Genomic DNA, 20751 nt, shown 5'->3' with positions numbered 1-20751 from the left:
AAATTACCGTTTGAGCATCAATATAAAAATAAAAATCGTCACTAAAGTCAACATTAACAGCATTAGCTCATCATCGAGCGTAAACATTGAAAACCAAAGGCACATGCAATAAATTGAAATGGAATAAGCCTAGGGCAGATCATGCACATTTGCCTTCTGCCCTTGCCGTTTGATTTAATTTTGCCTTCTGCCTTTTGATTTTACAAAAGTCCCACGTCGGAGTTATCGCCGAGCATGAGGCGGTAGGCTTTGGGCTTCATTGGCGAGGTATGCAGCTTGACGTTGCGCCCAATCAAGCTATCTTCGATGCGGTTGGGCAGGCGAATAATTTCGCTATTTTCCAACACAATCGAGTGCTCAATTTCGCTTTCCTCAATCGTACAATGATGATAGATCGAGGTAAACGGTCCAACGTATGAGTTTACAACTCGCGTATCTTCGCCAATAATCGCTGGCCCGCGAATAACGCTATTGATAATTTGCGCGCCTTTTTCAATCGTCACCTTGCCAACCAATTGCGAATCGCGATCGACAAAGCCCGAGACATGCGGCGTGATTTCTTCAAGGATCAAGCGATTGGCATCGAGCATATCAGCTCGCTTGCCGGTATCGATCCACCAACCTTGATGAATGTGGGCATGAACATGGTAATTATGTTCGATCAGCCATTGAATCGCATCAGTAATTTCAAGCTCGCCGCGCCACGAAGGCTTAATCGCCTCGACCGCTTCCCAAATATGCTGGTCGAACATATAAATGCCGACCAAAGCAAGGTCTGAGCGTGGTTGGCGGGGTTTTTCAGTCAAGCGCTCAATCGAGCCATCGTGACGCAATTCTGCCACGCCATATTGTTGGGGATTTGCCACTTGCTTGAGCACAATTTGCGAATTGTAATCGGCGGTTGCAAAGCCAGAAACCAACGAACTGACTCCGCCCTCGATGCAGTTATCGCCCAAAAAGAGCGCAAATTTATCGTCGCCAATAAACGGGCGGCTAATTTTGACCGCATGAGCCAAACCGAGCGGCGCTTCTTGGGGAATATATTCGATCTTTACGCCCCAGCGCGAGCCATCGCCCACAGCGTTGCGCACTTCATTGCCTGTATCGCCAATCACAATCCCAATTTCATCGATATTGGCATCGCGCAGGGCTTCGATAACCCGAAAAAGCACGGGCTTGTTGGCAACCGGCACTAATTGCTTGGCGCTGGTATAGGTGATTGGGCGGAGGCGTGTGCCTTTACCACCACTCAGAACTAAACCTTTCATGAAATTCATCGCCTCCTTAGGGCACTAAGTGGTTGGCGCAGCAGGAGCAACAGCGCTTAACCGCCATGCTACCAGCAATGCACCGAAACTTTGCAAGATAATCGCTAAAATTAAATAGCTCGCATGGCCATTGGCTACGGCAGCCTCTTGGCCAACAAAGATCCGTTCGAGGCGGGCGGCAGCAAACAAACTGAGCACATAGGTCAGCAGCAACCAGCCAGCAAAAGGCCGATACAAGCGCCATTGACCAAGCAAACTGCCAAGAAAGCTGCCCAGCGGCACGGCTACTACCGCCCAAACATAGGGCTTAAGTTGCTCAGGACTGGGCGCAAGCGCCCGCGCTTGATAGGCCATAAAGGCCCCAATCGCGCCGATTAACGCGCCCAAGGCCACCAAACCAATTAATCTAATTCGTGAATTGGCGATCATGGCGTGGCTGTAACCTCCGCTGTTGGCTCCACGGTTGGCGTTTCGCTTGGCGTGGGTGTCCAGGTTGGCGATGGCGTTGGCGTAAAGGTCGGTGTTGGTGGCGGCTGATAGCTAATTCGATAGCTGCCATTCCGCGCGTTTGTCGACTTCACCCGATATTGCAAATCGCCAACATCATTGCTCATCACAATGCCGCGCTGGCTGCTGCCCTCTGCTGAAGCCACCAACGTAAAGGCCACATTGGCCTGTTCGCCGCTCAAGACCTCAAGCACCAACTCGCCGCTATCGACCTTGGCGTTAAACGTCACATCGAGCAACATTGGCTGGGTGCCAATATCGAGCGCTTGCAGCACTGCTTCGCCGTTGGTATCGCTGCTCACAAACTCAATGTTTTGCGAGCCAAGATCGGCGGTAATCGTCGCTTGCTCATTGCGCCCGGCCATCAGCAAACAGCCTGTTAGCAATGGCGCTAACAGGCCGATCAGGATCATTTGACGAATGTGAGTCAATGTCCACTTAGGCATAGGATTCTGGTTTGCTATCAGCATTGTGGGTTGCTGATTCAGCAACTACCTCAATCTTATCGGGATTACGGCTGACGACCTTGAGCACGTTATCGCAGTTGACACAACCAACTTGGGCGCCAACTCGCATTACAGGGCTGAGTTTGAGAGCTTTTTTACACGCGGGGCATAACAATTTTGCCATGTTATTCCTCCTCGAAGAGCGCATTAACGAATGATTCACCATCGAACAAGGCTAAATCGTTGATCGTTTCGCCAGTGCCAATATACTTGATTGGGCGCTCGATTTCTTGGACAATCGCGAAGGCGATGCCGCCCTTAGCTGTGCCATCAAGCTTGGTCAACGCCAAGTGGGTCACTTGGGCTGCTTGGGTAAAGGCACGAGCCTGAATCAAGCCATTTTGGCCTGTTGTCGCATCGAGCACCAACAGCACCTCGTGAGGCGCATATTGCCAGCGCTTTTTGACCACGTTCGAAATTTTTTCAAGCTCTTTCATCAAGTTGTGCTTGCTTTGCAAACGCCCAGCAGTATCAATAATCAACACATCTGCTTGTTGATTGTAGGTTGCTTGGGTAGCATCGTAGGCAACTGCGCCCGGGTCGGCACCTGGTTGTTGGCTAATTACTGGCACGCCAACCCGATCGGCCCAATGTTGTAGTTGGTCGATTGCGGCGGCGCGGAAGGTATCAGCAGCAGCCAGGATTACATTTTTGCCCATGGCCTTGTAGCGATTCGACAACTTGGCGATCAAGGTTGTTTTACCAACCCCATTGACCCCAACCACCAAAATCACATATGGCTTGGTTGAGCGCTCGGAATATTGCGGCGTATCAACGTCGAGGCGGTTGACCAACTCGCTTTTGAGCAACGAACGGGCTTCGCTAGCAAACTTCAAGCCCTTCTTTTCGCAGCGTTCACGCACGCGCTCGACGATTTTCAAGGCATTTTCGGCCCCAACATCGCCAGCAATCAACAGTTCCTCTAGTTCATCCCACAGCTCGTCGGTAATGGGATCTTCGCTGCGGAACATGGCTGTAATACGACCAAAAAAACCACTCTTGGTCTTTTGAACACTTTGTTCAATCTTTTTTTCTTCTTGTTTAATTTCTTGTTCGGAGCGTTCTTCACCACCGAAGAGTCGTCGAAACATATAGCACCTAACTTGTCATGTAATTGTAGGCGAAACATTGCCCAATGCACTGCCGCCAATCCTCAGGCAATAATACCATGCTTAGCCCAGAAGGGGGAATTTGCACAGGTTGCCATGGCGATTTAGACGTTGCCAAAAGCCAATAAGTTGAGAAGTTCTCTCACCCCAGCCCCTTCGATCGAGTTATGCGGGCGATCTTTCATAGGGAGGTTGTAATCGTGTTGTGCAGCGAACCACCAATCCTATGGTTCAGCAGTGGACGCTTTCCGCTCGATAATTGTCCTTGAGGGGGTGCAGGGGGATTAAAGCCCCCTGCGTCTCCCGCCTTGAGGCGGGACGGAAGGGTGGTGATCACGAGCGATTGGTAAACGTACCCTTGGAGGGATGAGCAAATATTAGCCCCAGCCCAAATCGTTGCTGGCAGCGCCGCCAGTTTTGCCCTCGCCATCGCCACCCATTTCTTCATCGATCATCTGATCGACCATTTCGTTCCAATCGCCACCGAGGTCGTCGCCAAGCTCGCGGCCCATTTTCTTGGCCCAACGGGCAACCGAGCGCGGGTCGTTTTCATCAAGATCATTGAACATCGACGAATCGGCCATTGCATCCAAACGGGCATCTTCGCTGCGTACCACCGCAACCCGTGAAATCGCCCGACTGACCGCTTTGCTCGCACAACGCGGGCATTGCAAATCGCTGGGATCGCTAAAACCCCGCACGAGGCGGGCAAAACGTCCTTGGCATTGCGAACACAGATATTCATAAACTGGCATGATGAATTCCTTTATTGCTGAAGCTGATTGAGCCAATGCTCCAACCAGCGCGATAAACTAGCGTTATTCTTTGGCGTAAGGCCAAGCGCCGCAATCGGGCCAAATTCTTCGCTCGTTTGTTGCGGATAGAGCACCGCAGCGGCGAGCACACATGGCTGCCCAGCATAGCCAAGGCTGCCGCGATAGGCATACACGTCATCGAGCGCGCTTTGCGGCACGCGCTGGTCGGGCGCACGCCGATATTTGGCATCAAGCACCAACAGCTGTTGGCCGCTTGTGGTCGTGGTTTGCAGCACCAAATCGGGAATCCGCAGATACCGATCAAGGCTATACAACCCATCACGATCAGGTTGGGCAGTGAAGCGGGCTTGATAGCGCAAATGCCAAAGCTGCTGGCCAATGCGCACGCTCAACAATGGCGTAGTCGGATTCAACCCCAGCACCCAGCGTTCGCGTTGTGAATCTTCGTTGAGCAATTGTTGGGCTTCAACTGTGCCAAATTGGGCCAGCAGCTGCGCGATCTGCAAGGCACACCATTGTTCATATAAATTTGGCACATCGGCCAAAGGCAGCGCCAAACTGCCAACTTCCAAGGTCAGCAAGGGTTGTTCGTGCAAGCTACGGGCCAATTGGCGAATGGGCCGATAGCGCGGATCGCGATTGATCAATTGGCTTTGGACTGGCTGCTGGCGCGCTTTCAAGCCTGCTAACGGCGCTGCTTGGCGTAATTGGCGCAAGCTTATAAGCCGCTGTTCGATTGTGGTTTGCAACGAACTCAAATCAATTTGGCGTTGCTCGGCGGCAAGGCGGCGCAACTGACGCAAACGGCGTTCAATTTGTTCGATCAAGCCAACCAACCACTGATGCTCAGGCAAATCGAACGAGGCGCGTGCATGCACAGCCTGCACTTGCGCTGGCAACGGGCCATAGGGTTCGAGCACGTGATAATTCGCGCTGGGCTGGGCCAATTGATCAAGCTTAAATTGCTGGGCCGCCCCCAAATCGGTGGCTTGCTGCTGCTGATCGAGCGTCGATTTGGCATGGCGTTGCAACTGGCGCACAATCTGGCTGGATTGCTGGCTGCTTTGGTTAATCAAATTCAGCGCTTCCAAAAACGGGCTAGGATCATGCGGCAGCAGCGGCACAATCACCGCTTGGGCAAAACTGGGGCTGCCAATCCGCAGCGCCAATGAGCGAGCTACTTGGCTGAGATCGTGCAATAAGGCTTGCCACAATTCAACATCAAGCAAATGCGGCTGTAATTCAAATTGAAATGCTTGCTGGTGCACCGAGCCATCGGCCCACTCAATTTGCAAGCTGCCATAGACTGTGCCTGCCTGCCCACGCGGCTGCCACGTCCAGCGCCAAGTTGGATCGAATGGGCTAGCGTTGGGCACGCCCAGATTATCGCTGCCAATCGATAGTGCAGCATGGCGCACATTGGCTTGCGCAGGACACGCCAAATTGACCACTGCCCATTCATTCCAATTGGTGGCGCTTAACTGCACGCTGGCTTGGCTATCGATGCCATTAATTGTTAGCGGAATTAGCTCTGCCACCGCCCGATTGCTCCTGCTAGCCCAGCCAAATCTTGGGGATCGATGGTTTGGGCTACTCGCCCAACAATTTCGCGCAAAATTGCCAATTGATTGCTGCTGATTGGATCGCTGCCAGCGCCCAAAACCCCGCCCAGCATCGCCAACGCCGCAGGCCGCAAATCGCTTGGGCCAGCACTGGCAGCGAGATGGTTGGCAAAACTTTGCATGGCCTCGCGTAAACTATTCCGCGCCTTGGCCCAATCGACAACTTCGGGAATGCCAGCGATGCCAAAAGCCAAAATATGCAAGCGCCGATAGGCCGGATGCACCTCGGAGCCAAGCTCCACCGGGGCAGCAATCGGCTGGTTAGTTGGTTCAACGCTCGTCGGAGCACTGGTTGGTGCAAGCGTTTCGCCTTGGCAATAGGCAATAATTTTGCTTAACGAAACTTTCAATTGATGCTCAAGCTCACGGCCATAGATCAGCCACGCATCGAGGGTCATCCGAAACGGATCAAGCACCTCGCGCGCCGATTCAGCCAAATCCGGCAGCACTTGCCAACGCCCATCGGGGTATTGCAACTCCAAAGCTCGCCCAACCCCGCGATCAACTGCCAACAACAAATCAGCCTGCATTGCAAGTGCTGGGCTGAGCGAGCGGGCGGTGTGAGCTGGTGGCGTGGCATTGAGGTGCTCCAAGGCCATGCGGGCCTCTGGTTGCCAAGTATCGCCATCGTGGCCCAAAACACCTGCTGATTCAATTTGCCATGTTGGGTGCGTTTCCAGCAACAAACGGCGCAACAAGACAGCACCCATTGGAGCGCGCCCAGTGTCGGCTCCCCCAACCACAACAATCAACGCCATACAATGCTCCTGCTAGAAATTTAGAATGTTTGCAGCATAAGCCCAATCCCAAGCAATGTCACGACGCCAGCGCTAACAATTGGCAGCCAACGCACCCAACGCGCTTCTGGCTGGCTCAGCTTGATCAGCCGTGAGCCAAGCGTCACTAATACAATCCCAATCCCAATTAATACTGCTGCCAAGCCTGCGCTAAACGAAATAATCATGGCAAAGCCAAGGCCAATGCGGCCAAGCGTTGCCGCCACAATCATAATTACCAAGGCTTCGGGGCAGGGCACCAAACCGCCCGAAATGCCCAAACCCAACAATTTGCGGTTGCTCACATGGCTATGGCCTGCTGCGCCATCTGCATGGCTATGAAAAAGCCCGCCATGGGAATGGCCTTGGTTGCCAGAACGCAGGGCTTGCAGCCGCTCCCAGAGCATTCGCATGCCCAAACCAGCCACTAAAATCCCAGAGATCAAGGTTAAGATTGGCACAAAGCGTTCCGGGGTGACCCAGGCACTAAACAGCAACATCAAGCCACCTAGCGCAAAAACGCTGGCAGTATGGGTTAAGGTAACGATGGCCCCAAGCATTGTTGCTTGGCGAATCGTGCCGCGACTGCCGACCAAATAGGCGGCAACCAAGGTTTTGCCATGGCCTGGTTGCAAGGCATGGGCCGCCCCAAAGCCAAAGGCTAGCCCAAGCGTCGCCGCGATTAAGCCAAACGAGTTATCACCAGTTTGCAAACGCGCCACAAGGCTTGAGCTTGGTTGGGTTTGGACGGCTGCTGGTTCGGCGCTTGGCAAGGCAATTGCGCCATCGCTACGAAAAGCGCTCGGCCATTTAATGGGAAACTGCGCGCTATGCAAATCCATGCTGCTAGCTTCTTGGGCCACAATTCCAGCTCGACCCCGCGTTTTGCTCCAATCGACCACGCTAATATCGTGGTAATTGTTAGATTTGAGGCTGAGTTGATGTGCGCCTGGAGCGATTGAGCCAAGCGGTGCCTGCGCTGTCCAAGTTAGATTTGTTGCATTCGAGCCAATAAAATCGGCTTTATTAATCGGAAATTCGCTTATTTCGTAAAGGCTTAATGGCAGTGTTTGTTGATCAAAACCCAGCTTCAAATTGCGATTAAATTCAGTACACCAGCGCTCAATTTCTGCTTGCTCAAGCGTGTGCGAGTTATCAGCATCGAGCTGTTCCCACAAGCGGGGCGTAATTAATGGGCCAGCGATTAAGTGAACAGTCAGCACAAGTTGGGTTGGCTGAACCTGCACCCGCATATCTTGAAAAAGCTGATCAAGAGCGTGAGCCTGAGCCGATTGTGGTTGGCTGGCAAGCAATACAAGCAGCCAGCATGCGCATAAACAACGTTTCATACTCCCATGATAACAAATTTAAGCAGGCTCATTTGAGCCATGGCATAGCCCTTGCCAACAACGAACGTAGCTTTTACTACAAGGAGATTGAATCATGGCCCGCTATCGCGTTATGGGTATTTTGACAGATCGCACCGCGCTTGATGGTCTGATGGCCCAATTACAACAATCCCAAGTTAAGCCCGATGATATTGGGGTGTTGTATGCCTCGGAACAAACCGTCGAAGCCGAAAAAGATCGCACTGATGTAGCTGCAGGAGCGGCTGCTGGTGTAACTGCTGGTAGCGTTGTGGGGGTTGTAGCTGGCTTAATGTCATTCGCAATTCCTGGCATCGGGCCGGCCTTAGGCGCAGGGATTCTTGGTTCGACCGTTGCTGGCGCAGCAGCTGGCGGTGTGCTTGGCGCGTTCAGCCAAATTGGCCTTGGCAACGATTTAGCCGCTTCGTATGAGCAAGCTCTCAAGGATGGCGAAACGATTTTGGCAATTGATAACGATAATGCCGACCAAGCAGGCGAAGTCGAAACATTGCTACGCGAACGCAATATCGAGCTTGTCAACACCTTCCAAATTTAATCAAGCGCTGATACCAATCAGGCATCTGCTCTTCGTCTCCTCGCTAGCCGAGGAGCTTTTGCTTTAATCACATCGCTCATACGCTTAAAATAGTAAATGAAATTAATAAACCCTCATCTTTGGAGCCATCCGTTGGGGCCAAAACAAGCGTAGACTGAGATATGGCAAGCATTTAGTGTATGAGGATGCCCGATGAATCATTTACAACAGTATTTGGTTGATGAGTTCGTCGAAGATTATCAGGAAGGATTACTGACGCGGCGACAGGCCTTGAAAAAGATCGCAGGCATTACAGGGCTGGTGGTCGCAACCCAATTATTGGCTGCCTGTGGTGATCCCGCCACGCCTGCAACTGCGACGAGTGCGCCCAACCCCACCACTGCCCCAACCGCAACCACCGCAGCCGCGCTTGAAGCCACCCCAACCACTGCCAGCGCCGCTGGAAGCGTGCCCAACAGCGTTGCCGAAAACGATCCAGCAGTCAAAGCAGCAATGGTCGAGTTTGCTGGCGGCGATAGCCAATTAATGGCTTATTTGGCCCAGCCTGTTGGTGCTGGCCCGTTTCCGGTCGTGTTGGTTTGCCACGAAAACCGTGGGCTTACGCTGCATATTCAAGATGTAGCGCGGCGCGTCGCCAAGGCTGGTTATGTTGGCTTGGCAGTCGATTTGCTTTCGCGTGAAGGTGGCACGGCCAGCATTACTGATGCCGACAGCGTGCCTGGTTTGCTGAGCGGCGCGCCACCAGAGCGCCATGTGGCCGATTTTAAGGCTGGTGTCGACTATCTCAAAACCCAGTCGTTTGCTGATACGAGCAAAGTTGGCATGGTTGGTTTTTGCTTTGGTGGCGGGGTTACCTGGTTGGTCGCAGCAGGCATGCCCGAATTAAAAGCTGCCGTGCCATTCTACGGCCCGCCAGTTCCAAGCAGCGAAATTCCCAAAATCAATGCGCCAGTCTTGGCGATTTACGCCGAGGATGATGATCGCATTACCAGCACTGTGGCTGATGTTGAAGCAGCAATGCAGCAAAATAATAAAGTCTATCGCAAAGAAATCTATCCTGGGGTGAATCACGCTTTTCATAATGATACTGGTCAGCGGTATAATGCAGAGGCTGCCCAAGCAGCGTGGGCTGAAACGCTGGCTTGGTTTAAGCAATATTTGGTCTAGTCGATAGCATCCAGCAGCTTTTTCTGCGCGCACTCATCGACGCCGATGGGTGCTTTTTGATCGGCTAAAATAGGTCTTTTCGGCTATACTGCCGCTAGCAATTAACCAATTGGAGTTTTAAAAATGTATACCTTTGCTCGCTTCGAGCAAGCCATTCGCGAGGCCTTGCTTGCCACCAATTTAATTAACGCCGCCGATATTGATTTAGGCGCTCCCAAAGCTGCTGGCGTGCAGGCCGATTTAGCCTTGCCATGTTTTCGGGCTGCTAAAAGTCGCGGCAGCAATCCGGCTCAAGTTGCCCAAGAATTAGTCGCCGCGCTGCAATTTGCTCCCGATAGTTTGGTGGCTAGCGCAACGGTTTCTGGCCCATATGTTAATTTCAATCTCAACCCCCAAGCTTTTGCCAAAGCAGTCTTGGCCGATGTTCAGGCTGGCGGCACAACCTATGGCAGCAGCAGCAAAGGCAATCAACGCAAAGTGATTGTCGAATATTCATCGCCCAACATTGCCAAGCGTATGCACGTTGGCCATATTCGCTCAACTATCATCGGCCAAGCAATTGCCAATCTCTATCAACGGCTTGGCTACGAAGTGATTCGCGATAATCACTTGGGCGATTACGGCAAGCAATTCGGGGTTAATATTGCCGCAACGATTCGTTTTGGCAAGCCCGAAGGCGAAGGCGAAGCCGTTTTGGCCGCAATCGAAGAGCAATACAAACGCTACAACTTGTTGATGAAGGGTGCAAATCCCGATGATGCTGATTTCGATCCCGATGCTGAGGTTGATTTAGACGATGAAGCCCGCGCTTGGTCGCTCAAATTGGAACAAGGCGATCCTCAAGCGCTTGAGCTATGGCAATGGATGGTTGATCTAACCAAAACCGCCAATCAGCCCAATTATGATCGCTTGGGCGTGCACTTCGATGTGCAACATGGCGAAAGCTTTTACAAAGATATGCTAGGAGAAATCATCAGCGATGCAGGCGAGAGTGAGCTTGCTGAGCGTGATGGCAAAGCAATTATTGTCAAAGATTTGCCCGATCATCGCGGCAAAAAATTACCAACCTTTTTGATTCAGCGTTCAGATGGTGGCACGCTCTACATTACCCGCGACATTGCCACAATCAAATATCGTGAGCAAACCTATAATCCCGATGCAATGATTTATATTGTTGGCCAGCCCCAAGAATTGCATTTTCGCCAAACTTTTGCCATTAGCAAAGCCTTGGGCTATACCGATGCCGAATTAATTCATATTTCGTTTGGCACGGTGTTTGATGCGCAGGGCCAGCCACTTTCCACCCGCAAGGGCAATATGATTTACCTCGAAACCTTGCTTGATGAAGCGCGCAATCGGGCCAAAGCGCTGATTGAGCAAAAAATGAGCGAAGGTAAAACCCAACTTACCGCCGATTTGATCGATCATGTTGCCGAGCAAGTTGGCGTTGGCGCGGTGATGTACAACGATTTGTACCAAGATACCAAGCGCAATATCACCGTCGATTGGGATCGGATGTTGGCTTTTGAGGGCAATAGTTCGCCCTATTTGCAATATATGCATGCCCGCTGCTGCTCGATTTTGCGCGATTTTGGCGAATTGCCCGCCAGTTACGATGGCAGCTTGCTGAGCCACCCTGCTGAAACAGGTTTGCTCAAAGAGTTGGCCCGTTTGCCGCAAATTATTGAAGAAGCGGCTGCACGCTATGCCCCATTCGTGGTCGCCGATTGGCTCTACGCCACTGCTCGCGCTTTCTCGGCTTTCTACGATGCATGTTCGGTGCTCAAAGCCGAAACGCCAGAATTGCGGGTTGCGCGCGGCCATTTGGTAGCAGCAACGGCCCAAGCCTTACGCAACGGCCTAAGCTTGCTCTCAATCGCCGCTCCCGAACGGATGTAAAAACCGATCCACGAAGCGCACGAAGGACACGAAGAATTGAAACCGCGAAGAACGCGAAGGTGTGAGGCTATCGGAGATTGGGTGAAATAGCCCAAGTTCAACGTTACTCGCTCTTCGTGCGCTTCGTGGTTAAAAAACTCTACTTTAAAAATCGGGCCTGATGCAATGGGAACTTAGCGAATAGACCAAAGCCAATCGCGCTTCGTGGATCAATGTTCAAAGAGGGCTTTCAATGACTGATTCGAGCGTAGTCTGGGTTGATGAAGCGAGCCGTTATGATCAAGCTCGCCCAACAGCACCCTCTGTCCTTGTCGATCTTTTGACACAGCTCAGCCATACGCCAAAACCTGCATTGGTCGTGGATTTGGGCTGTGGAACTGGTCGCTCAACCACAATCTGGGCTGAACGTGCTGAGCGGGTGATTGGGATCGAGCCGAGTGCTGATATGCGCAACGTGGCTATCAGCAAGCTAGCAGCCGATTCCTGCATCAGCTATCGGGCTGGATTTGGCCATCAAACAAGTTTGGATTCGAGTAGTGCCGATATTGTGACTTGTGCTCAAGCCCTACATTGGATGGAACCAAACTCAACGCTGGCAGAAATTGCCCGTATTTTGCGACCCGGCGGCGTGTTTGCTGCCTACGACTATCATTGGCCGCCAACGATTCATTGGGAACTCGATCAGATTTTTCAGCAGGTCGCTCAGCGTTTTGAACAACTAATTGAACGTCGCGCCACCCCAGCAGACCATCCAGGCTGGGATAAGCAGCATCGACAACGGATGCAGGCAAGTGGCCTTTTTCAACATACACTAGAACTAACGCTGCATCATTGCGAATATGGCGATGCGCAACGCTTTATCGACCTAATTCTGAGCAGCGGCTATCACTATCATCTCAAAAATGGCACTCTAACCGAGCAAGAGCTTGGCTTTGATCGGCTTAAACAAGCGGCCCACGATCTGATTGGCCCACAGCCAATTGCCTGGTATTTCAGCTACCAAGTTTGCATTGGCATTCGCTAAATCGGTTAAAACCACGAAGAATTGGAAACGCGAAGATCACGAAGGCTGAAGCTCTTGGCTTTTGGCGTTGGCTATTGGCTATTGTGCTTGGGGAAAATTGCTCAAGTTCAACGTTACTCGCTCTTCGTGCGCTTCGTGGTTAAAAAACTCTGCGCCTCTGCGTTACAAATTGATCTACGAAGGACACAAAGAGCACGAAGGTTAAGTTTTTTTACTAGAGATTGAGCCTGGTTATGTTCTATGCTTTATGTTCTATGTTCTTCATCCTTCATAATTCATCCTTCATCCTTCTATAAATCCGTCTTGCGCCCGACCAATTTAGGACTTACGAATTGCTGACATTATGTTAGGATATAACGTCGATACGACCAACATTTGCTAGTCTGATTTGGAGCCTGAGATGGACACTTTTGCTCGTTTTGAGCAAGCCATTCGTGATGCATTGCTTGACACCACGTTAATAACTGCCGATTTGATCGATTTAGTCGCTCCCAAAGCCACGGGCGTGCAGGCTGACCTTGCCTTGCCATGTTTTCGGGCTGCCAAAATACGCGGAAGTAATCCAGCCCAATTTGCTCAGACCCTAGCAAATGCGCTTAAATTTAGCCACGAGAGCCTCGTCCTAAAAGCCACGGCCTTGGGCGCGTATGTCAACTTTTCGCTCAACCCAATAACCTTTGCCCAATCGGTCTTGCACGATATTAGCCAAGGTAAAGCTGGCTATGGCCGTAGCAATCGCGGCCAGCAACAAGCAGTGGTAGTTGATTATTCATCGCCCAACATTGCCAAACGCATGCGCGTCGACCATGTGCGTTCGACCATGATCGGCCAAGCGATTGTTAATATCTATCGTTCGCTTGGCTACCAAGTGATTCGTATGAACCACTGGGGCGATTATGATCCCCAATTGGGCATTTCGCTGGCCGCAATGCAGCATTTTCAGCATCGCAATGGCAATGGCGAAAGCATGTTGGCCTCGTTGGAGCAACAAGCTCAGCAATATCAAGCAGATGATCAAGTGCACGATTTGGCCCAAGCCTGGGCAAGCAAACTGGCCAGCGGCGATCCTCAAGCAATTAGCTTATTGCAACAATTGGTCGATTTGAGTTTAAACGCCAACCAAGCCAATTATCGGCGCTTGGGTGTGGCCTTTGATGTGCAACATTGCGAAAGTTTCTATGCGCGCGAAGCCCAAGTTGTGATCAAAGAAGCCTTGCACTACCAAATTGCCCAGCTCGATAGCCATGTGGCAATCGTCAAAGATTTGCTCGATGAACAGGGCAAGGCTTTGCCAACCTTGTTGCTCAATCGCTCCGATGGCAGCACGCTCTACATTACCCGCGATATTGCGGCAATTAAATATCGCGAAGCGCTCTACCAACCAAGTAAAATTATTTATGTGGTTAAGCAAGCTCAAGAATTGCATTTTCGCCAAGCCTTTACCATCAGCAAAACCTTGGGCTACACCAAAGCCGATTTGGCCCACGTAGCCTGCGGCATGATTTTAGGGCCGGAGGGGCGGGCGAATCCTCACCCACGCTTTAGCACCACGATCTACTTGGAGCCATTGTTGGATGAAGCGTGTGCGCGGGCCAAAACCTTACTCAAACAAAAAGCTATCGAAGCCAAAACCGCCTTTACCAGCGAATGGCTCAACGAGGTTGCTGAACAAGTTGGGGTTGGCGCGGTCATCTATCACAACTTGCAGCACGACCCTGCCCACGATGTGGTCGTCGATTGGGATCGCATGTTAGCCTTTGATGGCAATAGCGCCGCCTACATTCAATATATGCATGCCCGCTGCTGCTCGATTTTACGCGATTTCGGGCGCTTGCCGCAAAATTACAATGGCCGCGAGCTAACCCACCCTGCCGAGCAAGCCTTGTTGAAAGAGCTAGCGCGCTTGCCGCAAGTGATTGTTGATGCTGCTGACCGTTATGCGCCGTCTGTGGTAGCCGATTGGCTGTATGCTACCGCCAAAGCCTTTGCAATTTTCTATGATGCTTGCCCGGTTTTGAAGGCCGAAACCTTGGCGTTGCGTGCTGCCCGTGGCCAATTGGTTGCCGCCACTGCGCAAGCCTTGCGCAATGGTTTGGGCTTGCTCTCGATTGCCGCTCCTGAACGGATGTAAGTTCCCCTTAGTTGGCAATGGCTAATTAATTGAATTGGTCATTGCCGCAAGAGTTGATAGAGAAAGAGTTGCGGCACTTTCGCATTGGCAATGGCTAATTAATTGAATTGGTCATTGCCGCATCCTCAAGCCTTCAACGTAGCTAGCCCAAGCTGTTTGTAACGTTTAGGCCAAACCAGCGTACAGAACCACGAGAGCCACACCAACAAAGGAGTGTGACATGATCAAAGTTCTGCTACTTGGATTGGTACTTTGTGCCGTTGTGCTGATCGTCGGCTTGGTAATCGTGGCCTTGGTTGCCAAAAAATTCTTACCCACACGCAATCTCAAAGGCTTATATAACCAATTTGCCTACCGCTTCAAAGGCTCGAAGCATTCCTATCGCTCAAACGATCACTATTATCAATCCCACGATTACAACCACTATCGGCCAAAATATAAGAAAAAGCACTACTATGGCCGTCGCCACGATCACGATGATGATTACGATGACGATGACGACGATTAGAACCTAGCCAATGATGTTTAAAGCTTCGTGAGAGGAGCACGCTATGAATTTTTCGTTTCAACTTGATGGAGGATTTTGCTGCTGTATTCCTCTATTATTCATCGGCTTCTTGTTTTTCGTTGCAATCAAAAAGCGTTATGGCCTGCCCAATCAGACCAATTCGCATGGCACGAGCTACGGCAGCACTGGCTATATCTATGGCGCTAGCAACGATTCCGATAGTTATTGGGGTTCTAGCTCCAGCAGCGATTCAACCTGGAGTTCCGATAGTTATAGCGGCGATTCTGGTGGCTCGTGGTCAAGCGATTCGAGCAGTTCATCCGATAGCAGCAGCGGTGATTCAAGCGGCTCGTGGTAAAACAAGCTAGTAAGGGAGAAGTTATGCATCTTTCAGCTATGGGCACGTTTATCCCCATATTCATCATTGGGTTTGCGATTTTGGCTATGCTATCGACCATTATCAAGATCGTAAAAGGCGATACTTCACAATATCGCTCAAATGGACAACGCCGCCATCAACATTACAATAATCCAGCGTTTCGGCATCACAATCACCATCATTCTGATCATTCACATCCAGGCGTTGATGTGGCAACTGGAATGTATATCGGCCAGTCGCTGGATTCGAACCATAATTCTGGTTGGTCGAACGACAGTAGCTCAAGCTTTGATAGCGGCTCATGGGCGAATAACGATTCGGGCAGTTCTGCGAGCTTTGATAGCGGCTCATCGAGCGGCGATTCGGGCGGCTCATGGTCGAGCGATTCGAGCAGCAGTTCATCTAGCTCAGATAGCTACAGCGGCGATTCAAGCGGTTCATGGTAAAAGGATTGATTGTGATGTTGCAAAAACTTGCTCCGCATAAACCAACCGTAATCGTGTGGCTTGGCTCATTAAGTTTGGTTATGCTGCAATTAATCTTGCCCTTGACGGCGCTGAATCTGCTTTTGACAATTGTGACGGTTCCAGCATTGCTCTTGTCGAGTTATGTGCTCTGGATCATCTTTTTTCGCCCGCGCTCATTGCAAGCTCGCTTACAGCCGCGGCGCGCGCACGATCCAACAATTCCACGCAAAAAATCAGGTTGGCGCTACAACACCTATCAAGATCCAGCAGTTCGTCTACCAAACGTCTTGCATAATCCGATTGATCCAGATTTTTTTGAGCTTGAACCATTTTCAAGTGATAGTCCATAATCGATTCAAGCGGTTCGTGGTAACGCTAAGTTGAGCCATGGTACAATTGGCGCATAGGAAAGGGATCTACCGATGCGCCGATTGTTGTGTTTACTCTTAATCCTGCTGGTTTGGCCACGGCCTGCGTTTGCCCAAACCGACCCTCCTCAATGGCTTGAACGCAAAACCAGCTATATTTCAATTTTGTATCCTCAAGGTAGCGAAGCCGAGGCCGAACGCTACGCTGGCTATAGCGACCCAATTTACGAGGAAGTGACGGCGGTGATTGGCTATCGGCCTGCGCCACCACTGACCTTACGAATCTACCCCACCAAAGAACTCTATCAACAGGTTAATCCGGCGGCGCGCTACCTTGAAGGCATTGTGGCTCATGCCCACACTGGGCGGCGCGAAATTAGCATTGCAGTCCAACAAACCATTGGCATGAGCGATGAGGAATTGCGCAACAATGTGCGCCATGAATTGATGCATATTATTGCTGCTGAGCTTTCTGATGGCCGTTTAAGCACCATGTGGCAAGAGGGCATCGCTCAGTATGTAGAAGTGCCGACCAGCCAAAGTGGCTACAAAATTGCCTTGCTCAAGCAAGCACTTGAAAATAACCAACTAGCGCCATGGCGAACTTTAGATAGTGCTGGTGCGGTCTACGATAATCCGGCCTTGGGCTATCCGCAAAGTTGGTCGATGGTTTCGTTTTTGATTCAGCGCTATGGCATGGCGCGATTTTTGGCTTTCTTAGAGGCCTTGCGCACAGCCAGTGGCTATCGTTCAGCGCTTAGCCAAGCCTATAGCCTCAGTGCCGAAAGCCTCGAAAGCGAATGGATGGCCCAATTGCCAACCTGGATTGATGGTGGCTGGAAACAGGCTCCCAGTGTGGCCTTTGATCAAGCAAGCATAGAAACGGCAATCGCCGCTGGCCAATATAGCGAAGCCTTGGCTGCCGCCGAAACTGCCCTGACAATCAAGGATGATCCAGCGATTGCGGCCTTGCGCGAACAGGCGCGCAAAGGTGTGCAAGCTGAAGATGCAGCTGCCGCCGCGCGAGTAGCGCTGTTGGAAGGCCGCTATGCAGAAGCCAAAACTTCAATTGAGCAAGCCTTGCCGTTGTTTGCCGATTTGGCCCAAATTGAGCGCCAAAAAGTGCTCAACGATTATTTGCAACGCGCCGAACAAGGCTTAAAAGCACAACAGTTGCTCGAAACCGCCCGCCGCGATTTGAACGGCATTCGGATTGTTGCCGCCCGCAAGAATATTGAGCAAGCTGCCAATTTATTTAGCCAACTTGGCGATAGTAATGGCCGCAGCCAAGCAGAGGAATTGCTCAAATCGCTCAATCTGCGGCTAAAAATTGTTGGCATTGGACTGATTGTCTTGGTTGGGCTTGGCTTGGCGTGGAATATTGATCGGCGGCGGGCAATGCGCAAACGAATGTTGCCGTTGTAGGCCTGATAAATACCGTAATGCGTTATCACCACCCTGCACTCCCTAAATCTCACATTGTGGAGTGTTTGAGCTTTCTCTGTTTCCTCAATATATAAGTACTCCCTGCCTTCGCGGTTCCACCTACCTGCTCCCTAATAGTTGTTCTGTGGATTAATTTGATGCTTGGGGGCGTAATTTTTTGAGCATACGCGCTGCTAGCTCGCGTTCGGTTTGGCCAATGCTGCCACTAAACCATAAGCCAGCAGCATAGATTAATCCGGTTACCAAGCCAGCTAAATAGACATTGATTGCTAGCAATAACCAGCCAACTCCACCTGCCATGAGGGCCGAAAGCGCAGGCCGCCACAGCAGCCCAGCCAAATTAAGCCTAATTTTCTCGCGGCGCAATACCAACCACAGCGGCACAAACAACACCAGCTCAGAAATAATGGTGATTGTGGCAGCAGCAAAATAGCTATAACGTGGAATGAGCCAGATATTCAAGCCCAAATTGACCACTGCGGTCAAGCCAAAGGCCTTGGTAATTGCTTGCTTCTTACCCAAGGCAATGATGACATACTGCGTCAGACCATTCAGATAGCTGCATGGCAAATACCAAATCGTAATCATCAAGGCATAGACGCTACCTGGCAAATATTCAGGTTTATCGGCGAGCCATGTGGTGAGCGGCACGGCCACAATTGTTGCAATGATGGCAATGCCAAAAGCCAAATTAAGTAACATGCGCAAGGTGCCAGCATAGGCGCGGCTCATACCAGCTCGATCATCGCCAGAACGCCGAATTAAGGTGGGAAAAATTGCATTGACCACGATTGGCGGCACAATTTGAGTAAAATTAATCAGTTTGTAGGCCACGCCATAGGTTGCCGTAACGACAAACCCATGAAAGGCACTCAACAAAATCGTATCAAAACGAAAAAAGATCGTCATCAACAAACTGTTGAGCAACAGCGGATAGCCTTCTTTGAGCAGCGGTTTGGCTGGTAAGGTTGGGCCACGCCAAGCCACATCAGGAAAGAAACGGCGCATCGCCAGCCAAAATAACAGGGCGCTGAGCATCGCTCCAGCCAAGGCTCCACTGGCAATCCCAATAATGCCAAAACCCAAAACCAAGCCAATTAAGCGAAAAGCAGCGCTACCAATATTGGTCAGCAAATTAACGACCGCCGCAGCGACCAAGCGCTCGTGGCCTTGTAGCCAAGCAGTGACGCTGGCCGAAATTGCTGCTGGAAACAAGGTCAGCATCAAAATTGCCACAACCGTCATTTGTTCGCGTGTCAGGCCAACCGCTGTGATTTTGGCTTCTGCTAAGCCGTTATAAATCAGCACAAAAACGACGGCGATGGGCAGCGCTAGAACTGCAAAGCGCAAGCGTAGCCAAAGGGTGGTGCGAAAGGTTTGGGGGGCTTGGCTTGGTTGGCGCACGATCTCGTGGGTTGCGAGGACAGTTAAGCCCCAATCGGCAATCGTGCCAAAATAACTTACGACGATCACCGCCGCAAAGTCGTAGGCTCCCACGGTTTCAATCGCCAAAAAGCGATACAGAATCATCGCAAAGACCAAATCGAGCATGCGACTGGTCAGTTGCAGGGCAAAGGGAATGCTGGCATTGCGGCCAATGGTGCTTAAATGATCATCAGTAGCTTGGCGCGGCTTGCTCCAACGGCGAATTGCTGCCAAGGTCAAGCCCAATAAGCCAATCAGACCCACGCTAAATAAGCCTACTCCAATCCAACCGTTAACTGAAACTGTTGGCTGGCTTAGCAATCGTATTGCCACAGACAACTCCCTTGGAAGAACTTAGACAAGCCGTTTTTGGCCCCAGATCAGCACATGCATTTGAGGCAGCACACGCACGTTGAAGGCGCGCCATTCGGGTAATTGGGCGCGTTCGGCCAGCCATTCGAGGGCGTGGCTATAATCGCGCTCAGCCCAACGGCCTTCTGGCTGCCAAATAATTGGCAATTGGGCCTCGGTAAACGCTTGATGTTCGCCAACAAATTGATGCAGTTGGGCTAAATCGCTCTCGCCAGTGATGACAAATTTCCATTGTTGGCGTTCTGCTGGCAATTGCATAAATTGGCGTAGCGGTTCGAGCCGCAACATGCCAGTGTTAGCTCCAGCCAATTTTGGCGATAAGCTCCAAAGATTGATCTGCTCGATCAGTTCGGGGCGGAAGATAGTGCTGTTAGTTTCGACAGTTAGGTGATGGCCTGCTGCACGCAAGGTTTGGGCGAGCGCAGGCAATTCGCGTTGCAACATTGGCTCGCCACCAGTTAGCACAACGTGGCGTGCGCCTTGCTCGGCGATGCGTTGGGCCAGCGTGGCAATTGGCAAATTTTCCCATTTGCCGCCCTCTTTGACGCTCCACGAATATTTGGTATCACACCAGCTACAGCGCAAATTGCAGGCAAAAAAGCGGACAAAGGTGGTTGGCACGCCCATCAAGGTGCCTTCGCCTTGAACCGAGCGATAGACTTCCATCACATTCATGGCTGGGCCTCGCGTTCGGCGCGGCTAATTTCGACGTAGCCGCTGGCGGTTTCCCACAGGCGCATGCGCCACAGCAGCGCGCCAAATTCTGGCGCTTGCTGTTCAAGCTCATCCCACATCCAATGAATGATATTTTCGGCGGTGCTTGGCACGCTTAACACATCGTTGAGATTATAGTGATCAACGCGGGCAATCAGAATTTCGTTGACCACCTCTTTAATCTGTTCTAAATCGATCACCATGCCATCGTCGCTTTGGCCACGGGCAGGCTGAATCGGCCCACGCACGCTGACCTCAAGCAAATAGGAATGGCCATGGAGCCGCGCACATTTGCCGCGATGGTTGGGAAGTTGATGGGCTGCTTCAAAGCGAAATTGTTTGGTTAGAATCGCGTGCATAAAAG

Annotated in this window: 22 protein-coding genes; 10 read left to right on the top strand and 12 right to left on the bottom strand. The window is 51.3% G+C overall.

Features of this window, described 5'->3' with window-relative positions; genetic code table 11:
- Window positions 1–200: 200 nt before the first annotated feature.
- The 9 genes from SE18_RS16745 to SE18_RS26825 all read right to left on the bottom strand — a co-directional run bounded on the left by SE18_RS16745 (window position 201) and on the right by SE18_RS26825 (window position 7913).
- On the bottom strand, window positions 201–1268 hold the full coding sequence (locus SE18_RS16745) for a glucose-1-phosphate thymidylyltransferase (RefSeq protein ID WP_054535610.1): 1068 nt from the start codon (window positions 1266–1268) through the stop codon (window positions 201–203).
- Between the two features lie 24 nt (window positions 1269–1292).
- The gene (locus SE18_RS16740) at window positions 1293–1697 is read right to left on the bottom strand and encodes a hypothetical protein (RefSeq protein ID WP_054535609.1); all 405 of its coding nucleotides are present in this window, start codon (window positions 1695–1697) and stop codon (window positions 1293–1295) included.
- Window positions 1694–2221 carry a hypothetical protein gene (locus tag SE18_RS16735; RefSeq protein ID WP_054535608.1) on the bottom strand — a complete coding sequence of 176 codons (528 nt, stop codon included), beginning with the start codon at window positions 2219–2221 and terminating at the stop codon, window positions 1694–1696. Before SE18_RS16735 ends, SE18_RS16740 begins: the two co-directional genes overlap by 4 nt.
- Window positions 2214–2405: a hypothetical protein gene (locus tag SE18_RS16730; RefSeq protein WP_054535607.1), complete on the bottom strand. Its 192-nt coding sequence runs from the start codon at window positions 2403–2405 to the stop codon at window positions 2214–2216. Before SE18_RS16730 ends, SE18_RS16735 begins: the two co-directional genes overlap by 8 nt.
- A 1-nt stretch (window position 2406) precedes the next feature.
- Entirely contained in the window at window positions 2407–3372 is a 966-nt protein-coding gene (ftsY, locus tag SE18_RS16725) for a signal recognition particle-docking protein FtsY (protein WP_054535606.1), read from the bottom strand.
- A 395-nt stretch (window positions 3373–3767) separates the two neighbouring features.
- Entirely contained in the window at window positions 3768–4145 is a 378-nt protein-coding gene (locus SE18_RS16720) for an FmdB family zinc ribbon protein (protein ID WP_054535605.1), read from the bottom strand.
- Window positions 4146–4156: 11 nt separating this feature from the next.
- Window positions 4157–5704 (bottom strand): DUF2357 domain-containing protein, encoded by a 1548-nt coding sequence (locus SE18_RS16715; protein WP_054535604.1) that lies wholly within the window; start codon window positions 5702–5704, stop codon window positions 4157–4159.
- Window positions 5692–6546, bottom strand: coding sequence for an arsenate-mycothiol transferase ArsC (locus tag SE18_RS16710; protein ID WP_054535603.1), 855 nt, complete (start codon window positions 6544–6546; stop codon window positions 5692–5694). Before SE18_RS16710 ends, SE18_RS16715 begins: the two co-directional genes overlap by 13 nt.
- A 20-nt stretch (window positions 6547–6566) precedes the next feature.
- The gene (locus SE18_RS26825; RefSeq protein WP_083469963.1) at window positions 6567–7913 is read right to left on the bottom strand and encodes a nickel/cobalt transporter; all 1347 of its coding nucleotides are present in this window, start codon (window positions 7911–7913) and stop codon (window positions 6567–6569) included.
- Window positions 7914–8007: 94 nt separating this feature from the next.
- Between SE18_RS26825 and SE18_RS16700 the strand changes: the two genes are divergently transcribed.
- The 10 genes from SE18_RS16700 (at window position 8008) to SE18_RS16655 (ending at window position 17855) form a co-directional block, all read left to right on the top strand.
- Window positions 8008–8487 carry a hypothetical protein gene (locus tag SE18_RS16700; RefSeq protein ID WP_054535602.1) on the top strand — a complete coding sequence of 160 codons (480 nt, stop codon included), beginning with the start codon at window positions 8008–8010 and terminating at the stop codon, window positions 8485–8487.
- Window positions 8488–8679: 192 nt separating this feature from the next.
- A complete protein-coding gene (locus SE18_RS16695; RefSeq protein WP_054535601.1) occupies window positions 8680–9654 on the top strand; it encodes a dienelactone hydrolase family protein in 975 nt (324 codons plus the stop codon).
- 123 nt (window positions 9655–9777) lie between these two features.
- Window positions 9778–11553, top strand: coding sequence for an arginine--tRNA ligase (argS, locus tag SE18_RS16690; RefSeq protein WP_054535600.1), 1776 nt, complete (start codon window positions 9778–9780; stop codon window positions 11551–11553).
- A 232-nt stretch (window positions 11554–11785) separates the two neighbouring features.
- The gene (locus SE18_RS16685; protein ID WP_054535599.1) at window positions 11786–12577 is read left to right on the top strand and encodes a class I SAM-dependent methyltransferase; all 792 of its coding nucleotides are present in this window, start codon (window positions 11786–11788) and stop codon (window positions 12575–12577) included.
- 400 nt (window positions 12578–12977) lie between these two features.
- Window positions 12978–14708 carry an arginine--tRNA ligase gene (argS, locus tag SE18_RS16680; protein WP_054535598.1) on the top strand — a complete coding sequence of 577 codons (1731 nt, stop codon included), beginning with the start codon at window positions 12978–12980 and terminating at the stop codon, window positions 14706–14708.
- Between the two features lie 220 nt (window positions 14709–14928).
- Window positions 14929–15216 carry a hypothetical protein gene (locus SE18_RS16675; protein ID WP_054535597.1) on the top strand — a complete coding sequence of 96 codons (288 nt, stop codon included), beginning with the start codon at window positions 14929–14931 and terminating at the stop codon, window positions 15214–15216.
- Window positions 15217–15259: 43 nt separating this feature from the next.
- A complete protein-coding gene (locus SE18_RS27845) occupies window positions 15260–15574 on the top strand; it encodes a hypothetical protein (protein WP_054535596.1) in 315 nt (104 codons plus the stop codon).
- Between the two features lie 23 nt (window positions 15575–15597).
- Window positions 15598–16041, top strand: coding sequence for a hypothetical protein (locus tag SE18_RS16665; RefSeq protein WP_054535595.1), 444 nt, complete (start codon window positions 15598–15600; stop codon window positions 16039–16041).
- Window positions 16042–16055: 14 nt separating this feature from the next.
- Complete coding sequence (locus tag SE18_RS16660; protein ID WP_054535594.1) at window positions 16056–16412, top strand: hypothetical protein; 357 nt, start codon at window positions 16056–16058, stop codon at window positions 16410–16412.
- A gap of 72 nt (window positions 16413–16484) precedes the next feature.
- The gene (locus tag SE18_RS16655; RefSeq protein ID WP_054535593.1) at window positions 16485–17855 is read left to right on the top strand and encodes a peptidase MA family metallohydrolase; all 1371 of its coding nucleotides are present in this window, start codon (window positions 16485–16487) and stop codon (window positions 17853–17855) included.
- Window positions 17856–18005: 150 nt separating this feature from the next.
- Here the strand turns inward: SE18_RS16655 and SE18_RS16650 are convergent, their stop codons facing one another.
- Genes SE18_RS16650 through queD form a run of 3 tightly spaced genes read right to left on the bottom strand, consistent with a single transcriptional unit; the run spans window position 18006 to window position 20746 of the window.
- Entirely contained in the window at window positions 18006–19634 is a 1629-nt protein-coding gene (locus tag SE18_RS16650) for a flippase (protein ID WP_054535592.1), read from the bottom strand.
- A 21-nt stretch (window positions 19635–19655) separates the two neighbouring features.
- Window positions 19656–20348 carry a 7-carboxy-7-deazaguanine synthase QueE gene (locus SE18_RS16645; protein ID WP_054535591.1) on the bottom strand — a complete coding sequence of 231 codons (693 nt, stop codon included), beginning with the start codon at window positions 20346–20348 and terminating at the stop codon, window positions 19656–19658.
- Window positions 20345–20746: a 6-carboxytetrahydropterin synthase QueD gene (gene queD / locus SE18_RS16640; protein ID WP_054535590.1), complete on the bottom strand. Its 402-nt coding sequence runs from the start codon at window positions 20744–20746 to the stop codon at window positions 20345–20347. The genes SE18_RS16645 and queD overlap by 4 nt, the downstream gene beginning before the upstream one ends.
- Window positions 20747–20751: the final 5 nt, after the last annotated feature.

The sequence above is a fragment of the Herpetosiphon geysericola genome, from assembly GCF_001306135.1.
Classification (GTDB): Bacteria; Chloroflexota; Chloroflexia; order Chloroflexales; family Herpetosiphonaceae; genus Herpetosiphon; species Herpetosiphon geysericola.
The sequence above is the reverse complement of the archived record's forward strand: the minus strand, read 5'-3'. Positions and strand labels throughout refer to the sequence as shown.

What these genes read in the sequence shown, in the direction of transcription:
- SE18_RS16745 (WP_054535610.1), bottom strand. Translation starts at nt 1,268, where the DNA reads ATGAAAGGTTTAGTTCTGAGTGGTGGTAAAGGCACACGCCTCCGCCCA.
- SE18_RS16740 (WP_054535609.1), bottom strand. Translation starts at nt 1,697, where the DNA reads ATGATCGCCAATTCACGAATTAGATTAATTGGTTTGGTGGCCTTGGGC.
- SE18_RS16735 (WP_054535608.1), bottom strand. Translation starts at nt 2,221, where the DNA reads ATGCCTAAGTGGACATTGACTCACATTCGTCAAATGATCCTGATCGGC.
- SE18_RS16730 (WP_054535607.1), bottom strand. Translation starts at nt 2,405, where the DNA reads ATGGCAAAATTGTTATGCCCCGCGTGTAAAAAAGCTCTCAAACTCAGC.
- ftsY (WP_054535606.1), bottom strand. Translation starts at nt 3,372, where the DNA reads ATGTTTCGACGACTCTTCGGTGGTGAAGAACGCTCCGAACAAGAAATT.
- SE18_RS16720 (WP_054535605.1), bottom strand. Translation starts at nt 4,145, where the DNA reads ATGCCAGTTTATGAATATCTGTGTTCGCAATGCCAAGGACGTTTTGCC.
- SE18_RS16710 (WP_054535603.1), bottom strand. Translation starts at nt 6,546, where the DNA reads ATGGCGTTGATTGTTGTGGTTGGGGGAGCCGACACTGGGCGCGCTCCA.
- SE18_RS26825 (WP_083469963.1), bottom strand. Translation starts at nt 7,913, where the DNA reads ATGAAACGTTGTTTATGCGCATGCTGGCTGCTTGTATTGCTTGCCAGC.
- SE18_RS16700 (WP_054535602.1), top strand. Translation starts at nt 8,008, where the DNA reads ATGGCCCGCTATCGCGTTATGGGTATTTTGACAGATCGCACCGCGCTT.
- SE18_RS16695 (WP_054535601.1), top strand. Translation starts at nt 8,680, where the DNA reads ATGAATCATTTACAACAGTATTTGGTTGATGAGTTCGTCGAAGATTAT.
- argS (WP_054535600.1), top strand. Translation starts at nt 9,778, where the DNA reads ATGTATACCTTTGCTCGCTTCGAGCAAGCCATTCGCGAGGCCTTGCTT.
- SE18_RS16685 (WP_054535599.1), top strand. Translation starts at nt 11,786, where the DNA reads ATGACTGATTCGAGCGTAGTCTGGGTTGATGAAGCGAGCCGTTATGAT.
- argS (WP_054535598.1), top strand. Translation starts at nt 12,978, where the DNA reads ATGGACACTTTTGCTCGTTTTGAGCAAGCCATTCGTGATGCATTGCTT.
- SE18_RS16675 (WP_054535597.1), top strand. Translation starts at nt 14,929, where the DNA reads ATGATCAAAGTTCTGCTACTTGGATTGGTACTTTGTGCCGTTGTGCTG.
- SE18_RS27845 (WP_054535596.1), top strand. Translation starts at nt 15,260, where the DNA reads ATGAATTTTTCGTTTCAACTTGATGGAGGATTTTGCTGCTGTATTCCT.
- SE18_RS16665 (WP_054535595.1), top strand. Translation starts at nt 15,598, where the DNA reads ATGCATCTTTCAGCTATGGGCACGTTTATCCCCATATTCATCATTGGG.
- SE18_RS16660 (WP_054535594.1), top strand. Translation starts at nt 16,056, where the DNA reads ATGTTGCAAAAACTTGCTCCGCATAAACCAACCGTAATCGTGTGGCTT.
- SE18_RS16655 (WP_054535593.1), top strand. Translation starts at nt 16,485, where the DNA reads ATGCGCCGATTGTTGTGTTTACTCTTAATCCTGCTGGTTTGGCCACGG.
- SE18_RS16645 (WP_054535591.1), bottom strand. Translation starts at nt 20,348, where the DNA reads ATGAATGTGATGGAAGTCTATCGCTCGGTTCAAGGCGAAGGCACCTTG.
- queD (WP_054535590.1), bottom strand. Translation starts at nt 20,746, where the DNA reads ATGCACGCGATTCTAACCAAACAATTTCGCTTTGAAGCAGCCCATCAA.